At 70.8% G+C, this 13,549-nt stretch carries 16 protein-coding genes; 12 read left to right on the top strand and 4 right to left on the bottom strand.

Going from position 1 to position 13,549, the window contains the following annotated elements:
* Positions 1 to 45 precede the first annotated feature (45 nt).
* The 5 genes from FJM51_RS08205 (at position 46) to FJM51_RS08185 (ending at position 3,457) form a co-directional block, all read left to right on the top strand.
* On the top strand, positions 46 to 651 hold the full coding sequence (locus tag FJM51_RS08205; protein ID WP_140453644.1) for a hypothetical protein: 606 nt from the start codon (positions 46 to 48) through the stop codon (positions 649 to 651).
* Entirely contained in the window at positions 644 to 1,033 is a 390-nt protein-coding gene (locus tag FJM51_RS08200; protein WP_140453643.1) for a phage holin family protein, read from the top strand. The genes FJM51_RS08205 and FJM51_RS08200 overlap by 8 nt, the downstream gene beginning before the upstream one ends.
* A complete protein-coding gene (locus FJM51_RS08195) occupies positions 1,033 to 2,070 on the top strand; it encodes a DUF3618 domain-containing protein (protein WP_140453642.1) in 1,038 nt (345 codons plus the stop codon). Before FJM51_RS08200 ends, FJM51_RS08195 begins: the two co-directional genes overlap by 1 nt.
* 217 nt (positions 2,071 to 2,287) lie before the next feature.
* Positions 2,288 to 2,488 (top strand): hypothetical protein, encoded by a 201-nt coding sequence (locus tag FJM51_RS08190; RefSeq protein ID WP_140453641.1) that lies wholly within the window; start codon positions 2,288 to 2,290, stop codon positions 2,486 to 2,488.
* A gap of 108 nt (positions 2,489 to 2,596) precedes the next feature.
* Entirely contained in the window at positions 2,597 to 3,457 is an 861-nt protein-coding gene (locus tag FJM51_RS08185) for a UTP--glucose-1-phosphate uridylyltransferase (RefSeq protein WP_140453640.1), read from the top strand.
* A gap of 56 nt (positions 3,458 to 3,513) precedes the next feature.
* Here FJM51_RS08185 and FJM51_RS08180 read toward each other — a convergent pair whose 3' ends face one another.
* The 3 genes from FJM51_RS08180 to FJM51_RS08170 all read right to left on the bottom strand — a co-directional run bounded on the left by FJM51_RS08180 (position 3,514) and on the right by FJM51_RS08170 (position 5,179).
* Positions 3,514 to 4,407, bottom strand: coding sequence for a PRC-barrel domain-containing protein (locus tag FJM51_RS08180; RefSeq protein ID WP_140453639.1), 894 nt, complete (start codon positions 4,405 to 4,407; stop codon positions 3,514 to 3,516).
* 115 nt (positions 4,408 to 4,522) lie between these two features.
* The gene (locus FJM51_RS24335) at positions 4,523 to 4,828 is read right to left on the bottom strand and encodes a hypothetical protein (RefSeq protein ID WP_233713046.1); all 306 of its coding nucleotides are present in this window, start codon (positions 4,826 to 4,828) and stop codon (positions 4,523 to 4,525) included.
* Positions 4,829 to 4,906: 78 nt separating this feature from the next.
* Entirely contained in the window at positions 4,907 to 5,179 is a 273-nt protein-coding gene (locus FJM51_RS08170; RefSeq protein WP_140453638.1) for a hypothetical protein, read from the bottom strand.
* A 129-nt stretch (positions 5,180 to 5,308) separates the two neighbouring features.
* Between FJM51_RS08170 and FJM51_RS08165 the strand changes: the two genes are divergently transcribed.
* The 7 genes from FJM51_RS08165 (at position 5,309) to FJM51_RS08135 (ending at position 12,504) form a co-directional block, all read left to right on the top strand.
* Positions 5,309 to 5,893, top strand: coding sequence for an HPF/RaiA family ribosome-associated protein (locus FJM51_RS08165; RefSeq protein WP_181164489.1), 585 nt, complete (start codon positions 5,309 to 5,311; stop codon positions 5,891 to 5,893).
* 161 nt (positions 5,894 to 6,054) lie between these two features.
* Complete coding sequence (locus FJM51_RS08160; protein WP_140453751.1) at positions 6,055 to 6,915, top strand: cytochrome c oxidase subunit II; 861 nt, start codon at positions 6,055 to 6,057, stop codon at positions 6,913 to 6,915.
* A complete protein-coding gene (gene ctaD, locus FJM51_RS08155; RefSeq protein ID WP_181164488.1) occupies positions 6,912 to 9,416 on the top strand; it encodes a cytochrome c oxidase subunit I in 2,505 nt (834 codons plus the stop codon). The genes FJM51_RS08160 and ctaD overlap by 4 nt, the downstream gene beginning before the upstream one ends.
* Positions 9,417 to 9,426: 10 nt before the next feature.
* Positions 9,427 to 9,798 (top strand): hypothetical protein, encoded by a 372-nt coding sequence (locus tag FJM51_RS08150; protein ID WP_140453635.1) that lies wholly within the window; start codon positions 9,427 to 9,429, stop codon positions 9,796 to 9,798.
* Positions 9,795 to 10,370 (top strand): cytochrome c oxidase assembly protein, encoded by a 576-nt coding sequence (locus FJM51_RS08145; protein WP_233713045.1) that lies wholly within the window; start codon positions 9,795 to 9,797, stop codon positions 10,368 to 10,370. Before FJM51_RS08150 ends, FJM51_RS08145 begins: the two co-directional genes overlap by 4 nt.
* The gene (locus tag FJM51_RS08140; RefSeq protein ID WP_140453633.1) at positions 10,367 to 11,404 is read left to right on the top strand and encodes a c-type cytochrome; all 1,038 of its coding nucleotides are present in this window, start codon (positions 10,367 to 10,369) and stop codon (positions 11,402 to 11,404) included. Before FJM51_RS08145 ends, FJM51_RS08140 begins: the two co-directional genes overlap by 4 nt.
* A 92-nt stretch (positions 11,405 to 11,496) precedes the next feature.
* Positions 11,497 to 12,504, top strand: coding sequence for an SDR family oxidoreductase (locus FJM51_RS08135; protein WP_140453632.1), 1,008 nt, complete (start codon positions 11,497 to 11,499; stop codon positions 12,502 to 12,504).
* 494 nt (positions 12,505 to 12,998) lie between these two features.
* Here FJM51_RS08135 and FJM51_RS08130 read toward each other — a convergent pair whose 3' ends face one another.
* The gene (locus FJM51_RS08130; RefSeq protein ID WP_233713044.1) at positions 12,999 to 13,532 is read right to left on the bottom strand and encodes a sigma-70 family RNA polymerase sigma factor; all 534 of its coding nucleotides are present in this window, start codon (positions 13,530 to 13,532) and stop codon (positions 12,999 to 13,001) included.
* Positions 13,533 to 13,549: the final 17 nt, after the last annotated feature.

The following is a 13,549-nucleotide window of genomic DNA, read 5'->3' as shown; positions in this document are numbered from 1 at the left end:
GCCGCTGTCGTCCGTCGGCCACGCAGGTATCCGAAGGAGACCCAGATGAACCAGGATCAACCGGCCATGACCGGCCGGCCCACGACCGCCGGGGAGGAACTCGGCCAGAAGGTCCGCGAGGCGAAGTCCGTCGCGGGGGAGAGCCTCGCGGAGGCGCGCGACGCGGCGCGCTCGGGGCTCGAGGACGCGAAGGCGGCCGTCGAGGACCAGGCCCGGCAGGCCAGCAGTTCCGTCGCGGACGAGATCGCGCGGACGGCCGAGGGGCTGGACGCGGCGGCCGAGAAGCTCGGGGATTCCCCGCTCCAGCGCGATTTCATGCGGAGCGCGGCCGGCGGCCTGAGAAACGTGTCGGAAAGCCTGCGCGACAAGAGCCTCGGCTCGATGGTGGGCGATCTGTCGGAATTCGGCCGGCGCAACCCGACCGCCTTCCTCGGCGTCGCCGCGCTCGCGGGATTCGCGATGGCGCGCTTCGCCCGCGCTTCCGCGCCGACCCCGACGCGTTCGCCGTATTCCGCGCCCGCGCCCACACCCAGCCCCACGACCCCCTCCCATGCGTCCCCGCCTCCCAAACCCTCGGTGACGCCCGGCGCAAGCGGCGTCGGGAGCGCAGCGGATTCCGTCGTCTCGCCGGGAGGAGCCACCAATGCCTGAGGAACAGGAACGCGCCACGCCGCTCCTCATCGGGGATCTCGTCACCCATGTGACGGAACTCGTGCGCAAGGAGATCCAGCTCTTCCGCGCGGAGACGGAGGAGAAGGCGACGCAGGTCATGGTCGCGGTCGGCTCGCTCGCCGCCGCGCTCGCGATCGCGCTGACCGCGCTCAACGTGCTCGCCGCCGCGCTGGTGGCCGCGATCACCGACGCCGGGCTCAACGCGAGCTGGTCGGCGATCATCGTCGGGGTGGTCTTCGCGATCATCGCCTATGTGCTCGCGAACCGCGGCATGAGCAACCTGAAGGCGACGAGCCTGGCACCGCGGCGCACCGTCCGGGCGACGACCCGCGACGCTGAAATGGTCAAGGGGAAGATGTGATGGCGCAGCAAGATACCGATCCGGGCACTCAGGATTCCGCCACGCTCGAACGCGAGGTCAATCGCGAGCGCGAGCGGGTGGCGGAGACGATCGACGCGCTTCAGCGCAAGGTCTCGCCCGGCAACATGCTCGACCAGGTGGTCAAGGTCGTGTCCGAGAACGGCGGCGATCTCGGACGCAACCTCGGCCGTTCGCTCCGCGACAATCCCCTTCCCGCGCTCCTCACCGGGGTTGGACTCGTCTGGCTGATGGCCGGTTCGGGCACGTCGGCACGCCGGGACTATCGCGACGAAGCGGACTGGTACCGGGGGAACGGAACCCGGAGCCGGCCCTATGGATCCACCGAACGCGAATACGGCTCCGTCGTCTCACCCGTCTATGGATCGGGCGGCGCCGACACGGACGAGCCGGGGCTGGCCGAACGTGCGAGCGACGCGGCCGGCGCGGCGCGGGACACGGCGGCGGAATGGGCGAGCAGCGCCGGCGAGGCGCTTTCGCAGGCCGGCGACGCGGTGCGCGGCGCGGGACGCGGCGTCCGCCACGGCGCGGAGCGGACGGCTCGGGGTGCCTGGGACGCCGGCCACGGCGTCGGGCGTGGGCTCGGGCGCGCCGGTCACGCGGCGGGGTCGCGGATCGGCGGCTGGAGCGACGAAGCCGGCGACATGCTCGGCGATCTGATGCGCGACCAGCCCCTGTTGCTGGGGGCGCTGGCGCTCGCGGTCGGCGCGGCCTTCGGCGGCGCCCTTCCGAGTTCGGAAGCGGAGGACCGGCTGCTCGGCTCGCACAGCGACCGCGTCAAGAAAGGGTTGCGCGACCTCGCGGAGGAGGAGGGAGAGAAGGCCATGGCCACGGCCCGCGCCGTGGCGGACGAGGCGGCCGACATCGCTCAGGAAACCCTCGGTGACGTGAACCGTCACCTGCCCGAAGCCTCCGACATGAAGGAGCGCGTCGCGGACCGCGTCGCCGAGGCGAGCGAGCGCCTGCGCGACGCCGGATCCGCCGAGGCCGAGCGGCGGGGCGTCGGGGATCCGCGCTAGAGGGATCCGCCGGGGCGGGCGGTGCCTTGCCCGCCCCGGCGTCCGGGCCTTCCGAATGGTGAGCGAGTCGGCCTGGCTGGTGCCGGCGGATCCGGAAAAGTCGTTATAATGCCTTAACATGGGTTCCAAGCTCGCGCGAAATAACATGTGATAACGACGAAACTCGCGTCCCGGGCCAACGTGCTCTCCTGCCGATAGAGACAGGGGGGAGAACGAAATGGTTGGCTCGGGTGTGGCGATTCCCACGGAACTGGCAATTCTGTCGGAGGCCGTGGAAAGCTACTGCCTCAAGCACGGGATCAACACCAGTGTCGGCCGCAATCAGGTCGCGCTCCGTGTGCTCGAATGCTTCCAGGCCGGCGTCATCGATCCCCGGGAACTCGCGACCGCCCTCGAAACCGAGGCGCGCTCCGTGTAGGATCGCCGCGGGCGCCGCGGCGCTTGCCGGACGACATGTTTCGCGAAGGCGGAAGGTGTTCCGTCCGGCCCCATTGTTGAAAGCATTGAAAGTACGGAATCCATTCGAATGCCCTCCATCATCCCGACGGTAATCATCCCGGCGGCCGGTCTCGGCACGCGGTTCCTTCCCGCGACACGGGCGGTCCCCAAGGAGCTTCTCCCTGTCTACGATACGCCTCTGCTGCAATTCGCACTCGACGAAGCGACGGCGACCGGCGCGCGCAGGCTCATCGTCGTCACCAACGAGACCAAGCCTGCCATCGAACGCTACCTGCGGCCCGATCCCGCGCTCGCCGAGGCGCTGGAAGCCGCCGGCAAGCCCGAACTCGCACGGCGGATGGCCGCGGCTCCGGTCGACCGGGACATCGAGATCCGCGTGGTCCACCAGGATGCGCCGCGTGGCCTCGGACACGCGGTGCTCCGCGCGCGCGGCGATGCCCTTCCGGGGCCGGTGGCGGTGATCCTGCCCGACGATCTGATCCTCGGCCCCTCCTGCGCCGGCGAGATGATCGAGGCGAGGGCGATGGCCGGCTCGGCCCATGTCGTCGCCGTGATGGAGGCGCCCCGCGCGGAGCTTCGCCGGTATGGGGTGCTGCGCCCCGAGGGGCCGACCGGAGGCCGGCTCATCCGCGCCAGCGGCATGGTCGAGAAGCCGCGGCCGGAAGCGGCGCCCTCCTGCCTCGCGGTGGTCGGGCGCTACATCCTGGACGAGCGGATCTTCGAGGATCTGGCCCGGACCGCCCCCGGCGCCGGCGGGGAGATCCAGCTTACCGACGCGATCGCCGAGGGCGCCATTCACGTCGGTCTCTTCGGAACCCGGTTCCGGGGACGCCGTTACGACTGCGGAACGCCGGACGGGCTCATGGCCGCGACGATGGCGCGCGCCGAGATGAGCCGGATCACCCCGTTCCTCGCGCGCAGCGCCTGAAGCGGGCCAACCAAACCGGTCCGGCGCCGAGGCGCCGGACCGGTGACTGGCCCGGGTCAGTCGTCCTTGTACTCGGGCCGCTGCTCGAGCTGCTCGCGCGACTGGTCGACATAGACCCGGACGTCGTCCCCGCCGTCCTTCGTCATCACCTGCATCTCGTCGTAATCGAGGGCGATACGATGCGAGCCGATGCCGAGCCATCCGCCCACGTCGACGATCGCCTTGTCGATCTTGCCGTCGTCGGAGACGAGCAGCCCTTCGATCGAGCCGATGTTGTCGTCCTTCGTATCGTAGACCGCGGCGTCCTCGAGATCGTCCGCGCGCAGCGTGTCATAGTTGGCGTTGGTGTAGCCCTCGCGCTCCATGGCGGGCCGGTTCATCGCCGCGGTCGAGGGATCGGCCATGGTCGCGGCGCCTGAGCCCGCCGCGAGGGTCGTCGTCGCCCCGGTCGCGTTCATCGCGTCCCTGTCCGGGCGCTCGTATTCAGGCGCGTTCTCGAGTTCGTCGCGCGTGCTGTCCACGGCGATGAACTGCCGGTTGGTCTCGTCGCTCAGCACATGGACCTGCTTCATGTCGAGCGCCACCGTATGCTCGCCCATTCCGAGAAATCCGCCGACATCGACCAGCACCGCGCGCGCGGTGCCGTCCCGGCTCAGCACGATGTCATTCACCTCGCCGATGTCGTTCCAGTTCCCGAGGTCCGCGTTCGGAACGGCGCGGTCGGCGTAATTGCCGGTATCCTTGTTCTCGGAACTGTAGACGTCCATCCCGATCAGGTCCGAGGCATAGAGCGAATCCGGCTCCGCGTTGGGAAGGAAAAGCACGACGACACCGGTACCGCCCTGCCCGTTCGCCGCGTCGCCGCCGGCCGCCGGCGTCGTCGACTGCTGGGCGAAGGTCGGGCCGGCCAAAAGCGCGGCGACCGCGCAGCTCGCAAGAAAGGTTCTCATCTTTTCATCCCCTTTTCGTATTGATGGCGCCCGGCCTGATCCGCCGTTCGCCCGTGCCCCCCAACCAGCGAAACCGCGAAATGATCGGCTGCGCGGTCGATTTTCTTGGGCCGGGTCAGATCCAGAGGAAGGCGAGGATCAGCACGAGGACCGCGGCCCCAAGCCCCAGGATCCAGCCGAGGGCGCTGCCCCGGGCGGCGGGGGCGGTGGGGCGAAGTCCGCTCTCGGTATCGGCCGGGCGGCCCCTCACTTCCATTTCGCGGGCGTGACGGATCTGCGCCTCCGTCGGCGGCGTCCCGGCCGCCTCGTCGTCGGTTCCGAGCGGCGCGGCGGCCGGGTCGGGCCAGTTCACCTTGTCGCCCGCCCGGCCCCGGTCGATATCCTTCCGCAGCCGGTCCGAGGTCTGCTCCGTCGCTGTCATCTCCGGGATCCTTCGTGATCGTTGCACGGCGATCGAACCCGGCGCGGCGGCGTTTGTTCCGCCCGCCGCCCGGGCCGCTCAACCCGCGTCGACGAACTTGTGGAACCGGCTCACCGAACCGTCCGCGGTCTTCTCCTGACGCAGGAAGCCGAGCCGCTCGCGGTCGAACTTCTCGAAGAACGCATCCCAGGAAATGAGTTCGAGCCCCTCGGCGCGTTCCGGCTCGAAATCGATCCTGAGAACGCCGGCTTCCTCCGCGCCGGTTCCCCGGACCGTCGCGGGCCGTCCGCCCCGCGCCTCGGCCCAGGCGCGGATCGTGTCGTGATCCCTGGTGATCTCCGCTTCCGACATTGGCTTACTCCGTGTTTGTCCGAGGGCGCGCAACCGGCGGCGCGCGCGAATGTTCCCTCCGCCCGCCGATGGGGAACCCTCGCGCGGATGAGGGGTTTTCGGGATATTTGCCTGAAAGGGGAGAAGCTCATGGACATCCCTCTCGAGATCGCCTTCCACAACGTCGAGAAGTCGGAGGCGATCGAGCGGCGCATCCGGGAGCGGGTGGCGCGGATGGAGCGGTATTTCGCCCATGTGAACAGCTGCCGCGTGGTTTTCGAGGCCCCGCACCGGAGCGCGGGCGGCGCCCGCCAGTTCCATCTCCGCGTCGAGACCCGGGTTCCGGACAAGGAACTGGTGGTGAGCCGCGATCCCGGCGCGAGCGGCGCGCATTTCGATCCCCTCGTCGCCGTGCGCGACGCCTTCGACGCGATGGACCGCCAGCTCGAGGCGCATGGCCAGAAGGCCCGGAACGAGACCAAGCTGCACCCCGCCGCGCTCCAGGGCCGGATCCTGAGGCTCTTCGACTCCCATGGCTTCGCCGCGACCAACGACGGCCGCGAGATCTACTTCCACCGCGACGCCGTGCCGGAGGAGGGGTTCGACGGTCTCAGCGAGGGCGACGCGCTCGAACTGACGCTCGTCCATGGCGAGAGCCCCGCCGGCCCCCAGGCATCGACCGCGCGTCCGATCCGGCCGATGGACTACATGCCCCGACGCGGGAGACGGACCTGACCCCGGAGCCTTCCCGCGGCGCGGCCGGCCGGACCGGGGCGCGGAGGGGTCTGGCCGCGCTCGGCCTCGCGCTTCTCGCCCTCACCGGTTGCGCCGGCGCGCGCTCCGCGCTCGATCCGGGCGGGGCCGAGGCGCGCGCGGTCGCCGACCTCTTCCGGGTGATGGTGATCGCGGGGGCCTTCATCTGGTTAGGCGTCCTGCTGGCCTATCTCCACGCGCGGCGACCGCGCCGCGCCCGCTGGAGCGACCAGGCCGCCGGCCGGCTGATCCTCTGGGCCGGAGCCGTCTTCCCGACGACCGTGCTCGGCGCGCTGCTCACCTACGCGCTGTGGCTGATGCCGGGGCTGAGGCCCTGGGCCGAGGCGGAACCGCCGGGGCTGGTGGTCGAGGTGACCGGGCACCAGTTCTGGTGGGAGATCACCTATCGCACGGCCGACGGGGCGATCGTCGCGAGCGCGAACGAGTTGCGCCTGCCGGTCGGCACCCCCGTTGAACTGCGCCTCGCGAGCCCGGACGTGATCCATTCGTTCTGGATCCCGCCGCTCGCGGGCAAGATGGACATGATCCCCGGCCGGGTGAACCGGCTCACGGTCACCGCCGAGCGCGCCGGGGTGTTCGAGGGCGCCTGCGCGGAATACTGCGGGACCTCGCACGCGCTGATGCGCCTCGTCGCGGTGGCGGAGGAGCCCGAGGCCTTCCGCGCATGGCTCGCGGCCGAGGCGGCGCCCTCCCCCGGCGTCGCGGCTCATCCGGAGGGGCGCGATGCTTTCGTCGCGGAGGGCTGCGGCGCCTGCCACACGGTCCGGGGGACGGAGGCGGACGGGCGCGTCGGCCCCGATCTCTCCCATCTCGGCGCGCGGCGGAGCCTCGGCGCGGATACCCTGCCCCTCTCCGAGGCGGCGATCGCGCGCTTCATCGCCGATCCCGCCGCGGTCAAGCCCGGCGCGCTGATGCCGGCCTATGACATGCTCCCCGACACGCGACGCGCGGCGATCGCCGCCTGGCTCGGAGGATTGCGATGACCGCCCCATCCGACGCGGAACGCCGCGCGGCCGAGGAGAAGCGGCTGCGGACCGTCTGGGCCACGCCGAAGGGCTGGCGCTATCTGTCCGCCGTCAACAATACCGAGGTGGGGGTCTGGTACGGCGGCACCGCCTTCGTCTTCATGCTCTTCGCGGGCTGCCTCGCGCTTCTCGTGCGCGCCCAGCTCGCCGTGCCGGAGAACGACCTCGTCTCCGCCGATCTCTACAATCAGACCTTCACCCTGCATGGCACGGTGATGATGTTCCTCTTCGCGGTGCCGATCTTCGAGGCGGTTGCGATCTATCTGCTGCCCGCCATGCTCGGCGCGCGCGAGATGCCCTTCCCCCGGCTCGGCGCCTTCGGCTTCTGGAGCTTCTTTCTCGGCGGGATCTTCGTCTGCGGCTCGATCTTCTTCGGCGCGGCGCCCTCGGCGGGCTGGTTCATGTATCCGCCCCTCGCCACCGACGAGGAATTCACCGGCATCGGCGCCGACATCTGGCTGCTCGGCCTCTCCTTCATCGAGGTCGCCTCGATCGCGGCCGCGGTCGAGATCATCGTCGGCGTGATGAAATGCCGGGCGCCGGGGATGCGGATCAACCTGATGCCGCTCTTCGCCTGGTACCTCCTGATCGTCGCCGGCATGATCCTCTTCGCCTTTCCGCCGCTGATCGCGGGCGACCTGCTCTTCGAGATGCAGCGGATGTTCGACTGGCCGTTCTTCGACGCGGAGCGGGGCGGGGATCCGCTGCTCTGGCAGCACCTCTTCTGGATCTTCGGCCATCCGGAGGTCTACATCATCTTCCTGCCCTCGATCGCGATCCTCGCGATGATCGTGCCGACCTTCTCGGGCCGGCCGATCGTCGGCTATTCCTGGATCGTGCTCGCCGCCGTCGGCACCGGGTTCCTGAGCTTCGGCCTCTGGGTCCACCACATGTTCGCGACGGGGCTGCCGCAGATCTCGCTCGCCTTCTTCTCCGCCGCCTCGGAGGCGGTCGCGATCCCGACCGGTGTGCAGATCTTCGTCTTTCTCGCGACGATGCTCGCGGGCCGGGTCACGCGCTCGACGCCGATGCTCTTCGGCACCGGCGGCGTGGCGATCTTCGTCATCGGCGGGCTGACGGGCGTCATGGTCGCGCTCGCCCCCTTCGACTGGCAGGCGCACGACACCTATTTCGTCGTCGCGCATCTGCACTACGTGCTCGCCGGGGGCATGCTCTTTCCCGTCGTCGCCGGGATCTACTACTGGTGGCCGCTCGTCAGCGGGCGGATGCTCTCGGACCGCGTGGGGCGGATCGCCTTCTGGACCATGTTCGCGGGCTTCAACCTCGCCTTCTTCCCGATGCATCTGGCGGGGCTCTGGGGGATGCCGAGGCGCGTCTTCGTCTATCCGGCGGAGGCGGGCCTCGGCCTCGTCAACCTCCTCTCATCGATCGGCGCCGCCATCTTCGCGGCGGGGGTTCTGGTCGTGGTCTTCGACGTGCTGCGCCCGAAGCGGGGCGCGGTGGCGCCGGACAATCCGTGGAACGCGGGCACGCTCGAATGGGCGGCGCAGGCGGACGAGACCTGGGGCCTGCGCTCGATCCCGCGCATCGAGAGCCGCTACCCCGTCTGGGAACAGCCCGATCTCGTCGCGGAACTGCGGGCGGGCAATGGCTACCTGCCCGACGCCGAGGAGGGCCGGCGGGAGGCGCTCATCACCTCGGTGCTCGACGCCGCGCCCGAGCAGGTGCTGCGCGTCGCAGGACCGTCCTGGCTTCCGCTCGCCTCGGCGATCACGCTCGGCGGCGTCTTCATCGCGCTCACCTTCCACTGGTGGCTGACCACGCTCGTCTTCGCCGTCCTCTTCCCGATCCCGCTTCTCACCTGGATCTGGACCGGCACCGCCGAGATCCCGGAGAAGCCCGCGAAGCCGATCGGGCGCGGGGAGACGCTGCCCCTCTACGTCTCCGGCCAGAGCGCAGTCGGCTGGTGGGGGATGTTCATCACGATGACGGGCGATGCGACCGCCTTCGCAAGCCTCGTCTTCGGCTATTTCTTCTACTGGACGATCACGCCCGACCTCGCCGCCGGACACGAGGGGCCGGGACCGCTCTGGCCGATGCTCGCGACCGCGCTCGTCCTGCTCGCCTGGGCGGCGACGGTCGCGGCCCGGTCCTGGAACCGCGGGGGCGCGCCCGGGCTGGCCCGGCTGGCGCTGATCGCGGGCGCCGCGTTCTCCCTCTGCGGCGCGGCGGCGGGGCTCGCGGGCCCCTGGGCCGCGGGGCTCGATCCGACCGCGCATGTCTATCCCGCCACCGTCTGGGTGATCGTGATCTGGACCGTGGCGCATGTCGCCGTCGGGCTGGTGATGCAGATCTACTGCGTGGCGCGCGGCGTCGCGGGGCGGCTCACCCCCGCCCACGACGCCGATCTGCGCAACACGACGCTCTATTTCCACTTCCTCGCCGCCACCGCGATCGTCGCCTTCGCGGTCGTCGGCCTCTTTCCCCTGGCGCTCTGAGGGCCGCGCGATGTTCCACCTCCTCCCCCGCGAAATCGAGAGCCTCTGGACCCTCTTCACCGCGCCGGTGATCTGGGCCGCGCATTTCCTGCTCTGCTACGTCGCCGCCGCCTTCGCCTGCGCGCGCGGGATCGACCTCGCGCTCGTGCGCCTCGGCGTCGCGGGGGCGACGGCGGTGGCGCTCGGCGGGATCGTCGTGGCAGGGATGCTCGCCTGGCGGCAATGGGGCTTCGGCTCGGGCGATCCGCCCCACGACGAGCCCACGCGTAAGGAGCGCCTGCTCTTCCAGGGTTTCGCGACGCTGCTTCTCTGCGGCCTCAGCTTCGCCGCCGTCGTCTTCGAGGCGCTGCCGGCGGTCTTCCTGGCGGATTGCCGGCCATGAGGTCCGCGTTCCTCATCGCCGGGCTCGCCGTGCTCGCGCTGATCTGGGGCGGCCCGCTGCTCGGGACCGACCGCGCCTCCTTCGCGGCGCACATGATCGCACATATGGGCGTCGTCGCCCTCACCGCGCCGCTGCTCGCGCTCGGACTGCCCGGGATGCCGGCGCTGCTCGGTCCGGGGGTCGCCACCGTGGTCGAATTCCTGCTGGTCTGGGGCTGGCACGCCCCGGCGCTGCGCGCCGCCGCCGAGACCTCGCTTCCCGCCACCGTCGCGGAACAGGCGAGCTTCCTCGCGGCGGGCTTCCTGCTCTGGCACGCCTGCCTCCGGGCCGGAGGCCTCGCGGGCGCCGTCGGGCTGCTCTTCACCTCGATGCACATGACGCTGCTCGGCGCGCTGCTCGCCCTCGCGCCCCGGCCGCTCTACGGCACGGCCTCCGTGACCTGCCTCGGCCTGACGCTCGGCCCCGGCGCGGACCAGAATTTCGGCGGCACGGTCATGCTCGCCGTCGGCGCCCTCGCCTATCTCGCCGGTGGTCTGGCGCTCATGACCCGAATGCTCGAGCCCGGCCGATGAGGATCCGCGCGCGCCACCTTCTCTACGCCCTTCTCGTGGCGCCACCGGCCGCGCTGCTTCTCGCCTGGCTCGGCGTCATCGGGGTCGGCGCCGCTTCCGGGCACTGGGCGGTCACCGACTGGTTCCTGCATTTCACGATGCGCTCCTCGGTCCGGACCGCCGCGCTCCTCGATCCGGTGCCGGCCCCGCCGGACGACGCGCTCCGCCCCGCCGCCGGCCATTACGACCGGGGCTGCGCGCCCTGCCACGGCGCCCCGGGCAAGCCCCGCCCTCCGCAGGTGCTCGGGATGCTGCCGAAGCCGCCGGACCTCGTCGGGCGGGTCGGCAGCTGGAGCGACGCGGAGCTCCATCGCATCGTCATGCACGGCGTCCGCTTCACCGGCATGCCCGCCTGGCCCGCCCAGGCGCGCGACGACGAGGGGCTGATGATGGTCGCCTTCCTGCGCGCGCTGCCCGATCTCTCGCCGGAGGATTACGCCGGGCTTGTCACCGCGCCCGAGGGGACGCTTCCGGCCGGCTGTTCCGGCTGCCACGGACCCGAGGGCCGCGGCGGCGGGCCGCGCGTGCCCCGGCTCGCCGGCCAGTCCGAGACCTATCTGCGCCAGAGCCTCGCCGCCTACGCCCAAGGCGGGCGGGAGAGCGGCATCATGGCGCAGGCGGTGAACGGCGTGCCGTCGGAGACGCTGGCGGAGATCGCCCGGCATGTCGCCCGGCTGCCGGCCACGGACGGAGGGGCGGACCCCGCGCCGGCCACGCCCGCGCCCGCCATCGCCCGGGTCGGCCGTCCGGAGCATGGCGTGCCCGCCTGCCTCTCCTGCCACGGCGAGCCGCGGAAGAACCCCTCCGTCCCCAGGCTCGGCGGCCAGCCCGCGGCCTATCTCGCGGCCCAGCTCCGCCTTTTCCGCGATGGCGAGCGGGGCGGCGGCCCCTATGCCAACGTGATGGCCCGGGCGGCGGCGGGACTGGAGGACGAGGAGATCGACATGCTGGCGGCCTGGTTCTCGCAGGCTCCGCCGGAACCAGCCAAGCCCTGAGCCGCGACGGAACAAATCGCCCGGCCGCGGCTTCGGACCCCATGCGTGGGCGCGCCCGATCCCGGACGCGTCGAGACGAGGAGTTCGAGAGCATGAACGATCAGGATCAGGTCCGCGAAGCGCCAAGAACCGAGGCGGAGGTGGGCGACACCCGCGCGGTCGTGGACGCGCAGCGCGGCATCCAGAAGGAAGTCCGCCGCGACGACGAGAGCGCCGAGCGCGGGAAGAGCGGCGCGGCGCAGCTCGGCGCGCGGGAATATCCGGTGCCCCCCTTCCCCGAGCAGCATCAGGCGAAGCCCGGCGCGGAGGCCAAGCTCGATCCCGCGCCGATGTACGACGCGCCCTTCTGGAAGGGCTCCGGCAAGCTCGAGGGCAAGGTCGCGCTGATCACCGGCGCCGATTCCGGCATCGGCCGCGCGGTCGCGGTGCTCTTCGCGCGGGAGGGCGCGGACATCGCCATCGCCCACCTCGCCGAGGACACCGACGCGGAGGAGACCCGCGCCGCCGTCGCCGCCGAGGGACGGCGCGCGATCGTGCTCCGGGGCGACGTGCGCGACCGCGACTTCTGCCAAGGCGCGGTCGAGGAGACGGTGCGCGCGCTCGGACGGCTCGACGTGCTCGTCAACAACGCGGCCTTCCAGGTCCATACCAAGGACTTCATGGACCTCTCGCCCGAGCATTTCGACCTGACCCTTCGCACCAATCTCGAGGGCTATTTCCACATGGCCCAAGCCGCGGTGCCGCGGATGGAGCCGGGCTCGGCCATCGTGAACACCGGGTCGGTCACGGGGATCGAGGGATCGAAGAACCTCGTCGACTATTCGATGACGAAGGGCGGCATCCACGCCTTCACCCGTTCGCTCTCGGGGAACCTGCTGCCGCGGGGAATCCGGGTGAACTGCGTCGCCCCCGGGCCGGTCTGGACCCCGCTCAACCCGTCGGACAAGCAGGCGGAGGGCGTCGCGCATTTCGGAGAGGGGTCGAAGATGAAGCGCCCGGCGCAGCCCGAGGAGATCGCGCCCGCCTACGTGTTCCTCGCCTCGCCGCAGTGCTCGAGCTACATCACGGGCGAGATCCTGCCCATCATCGGCGGCTACTGAGCCGCCGCGCCTTCCCGGGCGGGACCGTTCCGCCCGGGAAGCTTTTCCGGATCAGACTTTCGCCGCCTGGTTCACCCGCTCCTCCACGATCGCGGTGAGATCCGAATCGGCCGTCTTCTCCGCCTGCCGTAGCGCGTGATCTCGTGATGCTCCACCGCCTGGGCGGCGGCGGCGAGCGCCGCGCCGAAACCAGGTCGCGGGTGCTATGTTCCCAAGGGATCTCACCGGGCGTCCGCCGAAGAGCCCGCGGCGCGAATGTATCGATGGGAGGGGGCAGGCCCGGCTTGATTTCGGAGCCGGAGGTGACCATGCTCTCCTAGAGTAACATAGGTTAGTCAGAACGATGTCTCTGCCAGAAGATCAGTGGCCGGAAGATCAGCGGAGCGAGTCCGGGGACGCGGTGGACGCCGCGCTGGCGCGCGCGCGGATGGAGATGGAAGCCGATCCCGTCCCGGAGCGCCTGCTCGCCGCCGCGGCCGAGCTGGAGGCCAGACTCAGGAACGCGGGCCGCGATTGCCCGCCGGAGGCTCAAGCGCCAGCCGAAGCTGCTCGCGGGCGCGGTTGAGGCGGCTCTTGATCGTGCCGATCGGGCAGTCGCAGATCCGCGCCGCCTCGTCGTATTCGATGCCGAGCATCGCGACCAGAACCAGCACCTCGCGCTGAGCGCGGGGCAAAGTCCGGATCGCCGTCATCACCTCGCGCAGTTCCGAGGACCAGTGCTGCGTCGCCTCCGTCCAGGGCAGCGCGGAGACGCAGTCGGCCCCGCCCGGGCGCTCCCGGTTGGCCTTCACGCAGCGCGTCGAGAAACTGTTGCGCATGATCGTGAAGAGCCATGACCTGAGCCGCGTGCCGGGCTGGAACTTGTCGGTGTTCGCGATCGCCTTCATCAGCGTTTCCTGCACGAGATCGTCCGCCTCGGTCGGATCGCGGGCGAGCGATCGGGCGAAGGCGCGCAGCGCCGGGATCAGCTCGACGATGGAACCATGCAGCGAATCGTCTCTCCGCAAGGTCTGCGCGGTGTCTCGCACGGTTTTCCTCCGGCCGT

The sequence above is a fragment of the Amaricoccus solimangrovi genome, assembly GCF_006385685.1.
GTDB classification, from domain to species: Bacteria; Pseudomonadota; Alphaproteobacteria; order Rhodobacterales; family Rhodobacteraceae; genus Amaricoccus; species Amaricoccus solimangrovi.
The sequence above is the reverse complement of the archived record's forward strand: the minus strand, read 5'-3'. Positions and strand labels throughout refer to the sequence as shown.

Excerpts from the sequence above, each read along its gene's own strand:
- FJM51_RS08205 (WP_140453644.1), top strand. The coding sequence starts at position 46 with ATGAACCAGGATCAACCGGCCATGACCGGCCGGCCCACGACCGCCGGG.
- FJM51_RS08200 (WP_140453643.1), top strand. The coding sequence starts at position 644 with ATGCCTGAGGAACAGGAACGCGCCACGCCGCTCCTCATCGGGGATCTC.
- FJM51_RS08195 (WP_140453642.1), top strand. The coding sequence starts at position 1,033 with ATGGCGCAGCAAGATACCGATCCGGGCACTCAGGATTCCGCCACGCTC.
- FJM51_RS08190 (WP_140453641.1), top strand. The coding sequence starts at position 2,288 with ATGGTTGGCTCGGGTGTGGCGATTCCCACGGAACTGGCAATTCTGTCG.
- FJM51_RS08185 (WP_140453640.1), top strand. The coding sequence starts at position 2,597 with ATGCCCTCCATCATCCCGACGGTAATCATCCCGGCGGCCGGTCTCGGC.
- FJM51_RS08180 (WP_140453639.1), bottom strand. The coding sequence starts at position 4,407 with ATGAGAACCTTTCTTGCGAGCTGCGCGGTCGCCGCGCTTTTGGCCGGC.
- FJM51_RS24335 (WP_233713046.1), bottom strand. The coding sequence starts at position 4,828 with ATGACAGCGACGGAGCAGACCTCGGACCGGCTGCGGAAGGATATCGAC.
- FJM51_RS08170 (WP_140453638.1), bottom strand. The coding sequence starts at position 5,179 with ATGTCGGAAGCGGAGATCACCAGGGATCACGACACGATCCGCGCCTGG.
- FJM51_RS08165 (WP_181164489.1), top strand. The coding sequence starts at position 5,309 with ATGGACATCCCTCTCGAGATCGCCTTCCACAACGTCGAGAAGTCGGAG.
- FJM51_RS08160 (WP_140453751.1), top strand. The coding sequence starts at position 6,055 with ATGGTGATCGCGGGGGCCTTCATCTGGTTAGGCGTCCTGCTGGCCTAT.
- ctaD (WP_181164488.1), top strand. The coding sequence starts at position 6,912 with ATGACCGCCCCATCCGACGCGGAACGCCGCGCGGCCGAGGAGAAGCGG.
- FJM51_RS08150 (WP_140453635.1), top strand. The coding sequence starts at position 9,427 with ATGTTCCACCTCCTCCCCCGCGAAATCGAGAGCCTCTGGACCCTCTTC.
- FJM51_RS08145 (WP_233713045.1), top strand. The coding sequence starts at position 9,795 with ATGAGGTCCGCGTTCCTCATCGCCGGGCTCGCCGTGCTCGCGCTGATC.
- FJM51_RS08140 (WP_140453633.1), top strand. The coding sequence starts at position 10,367 with ATGAGGATCCGCGCGCGCCACCTTCTCTACGCCCTTCTCGTGGCGCCA.
- FJM51_RS08135 (WP_140453632.1), top strand. The coding sequence starts at position 11,497 with ATGAACGATCAGGATCAGGTCCGCGAAGCGCCAAGAACCGAGGCGGAG.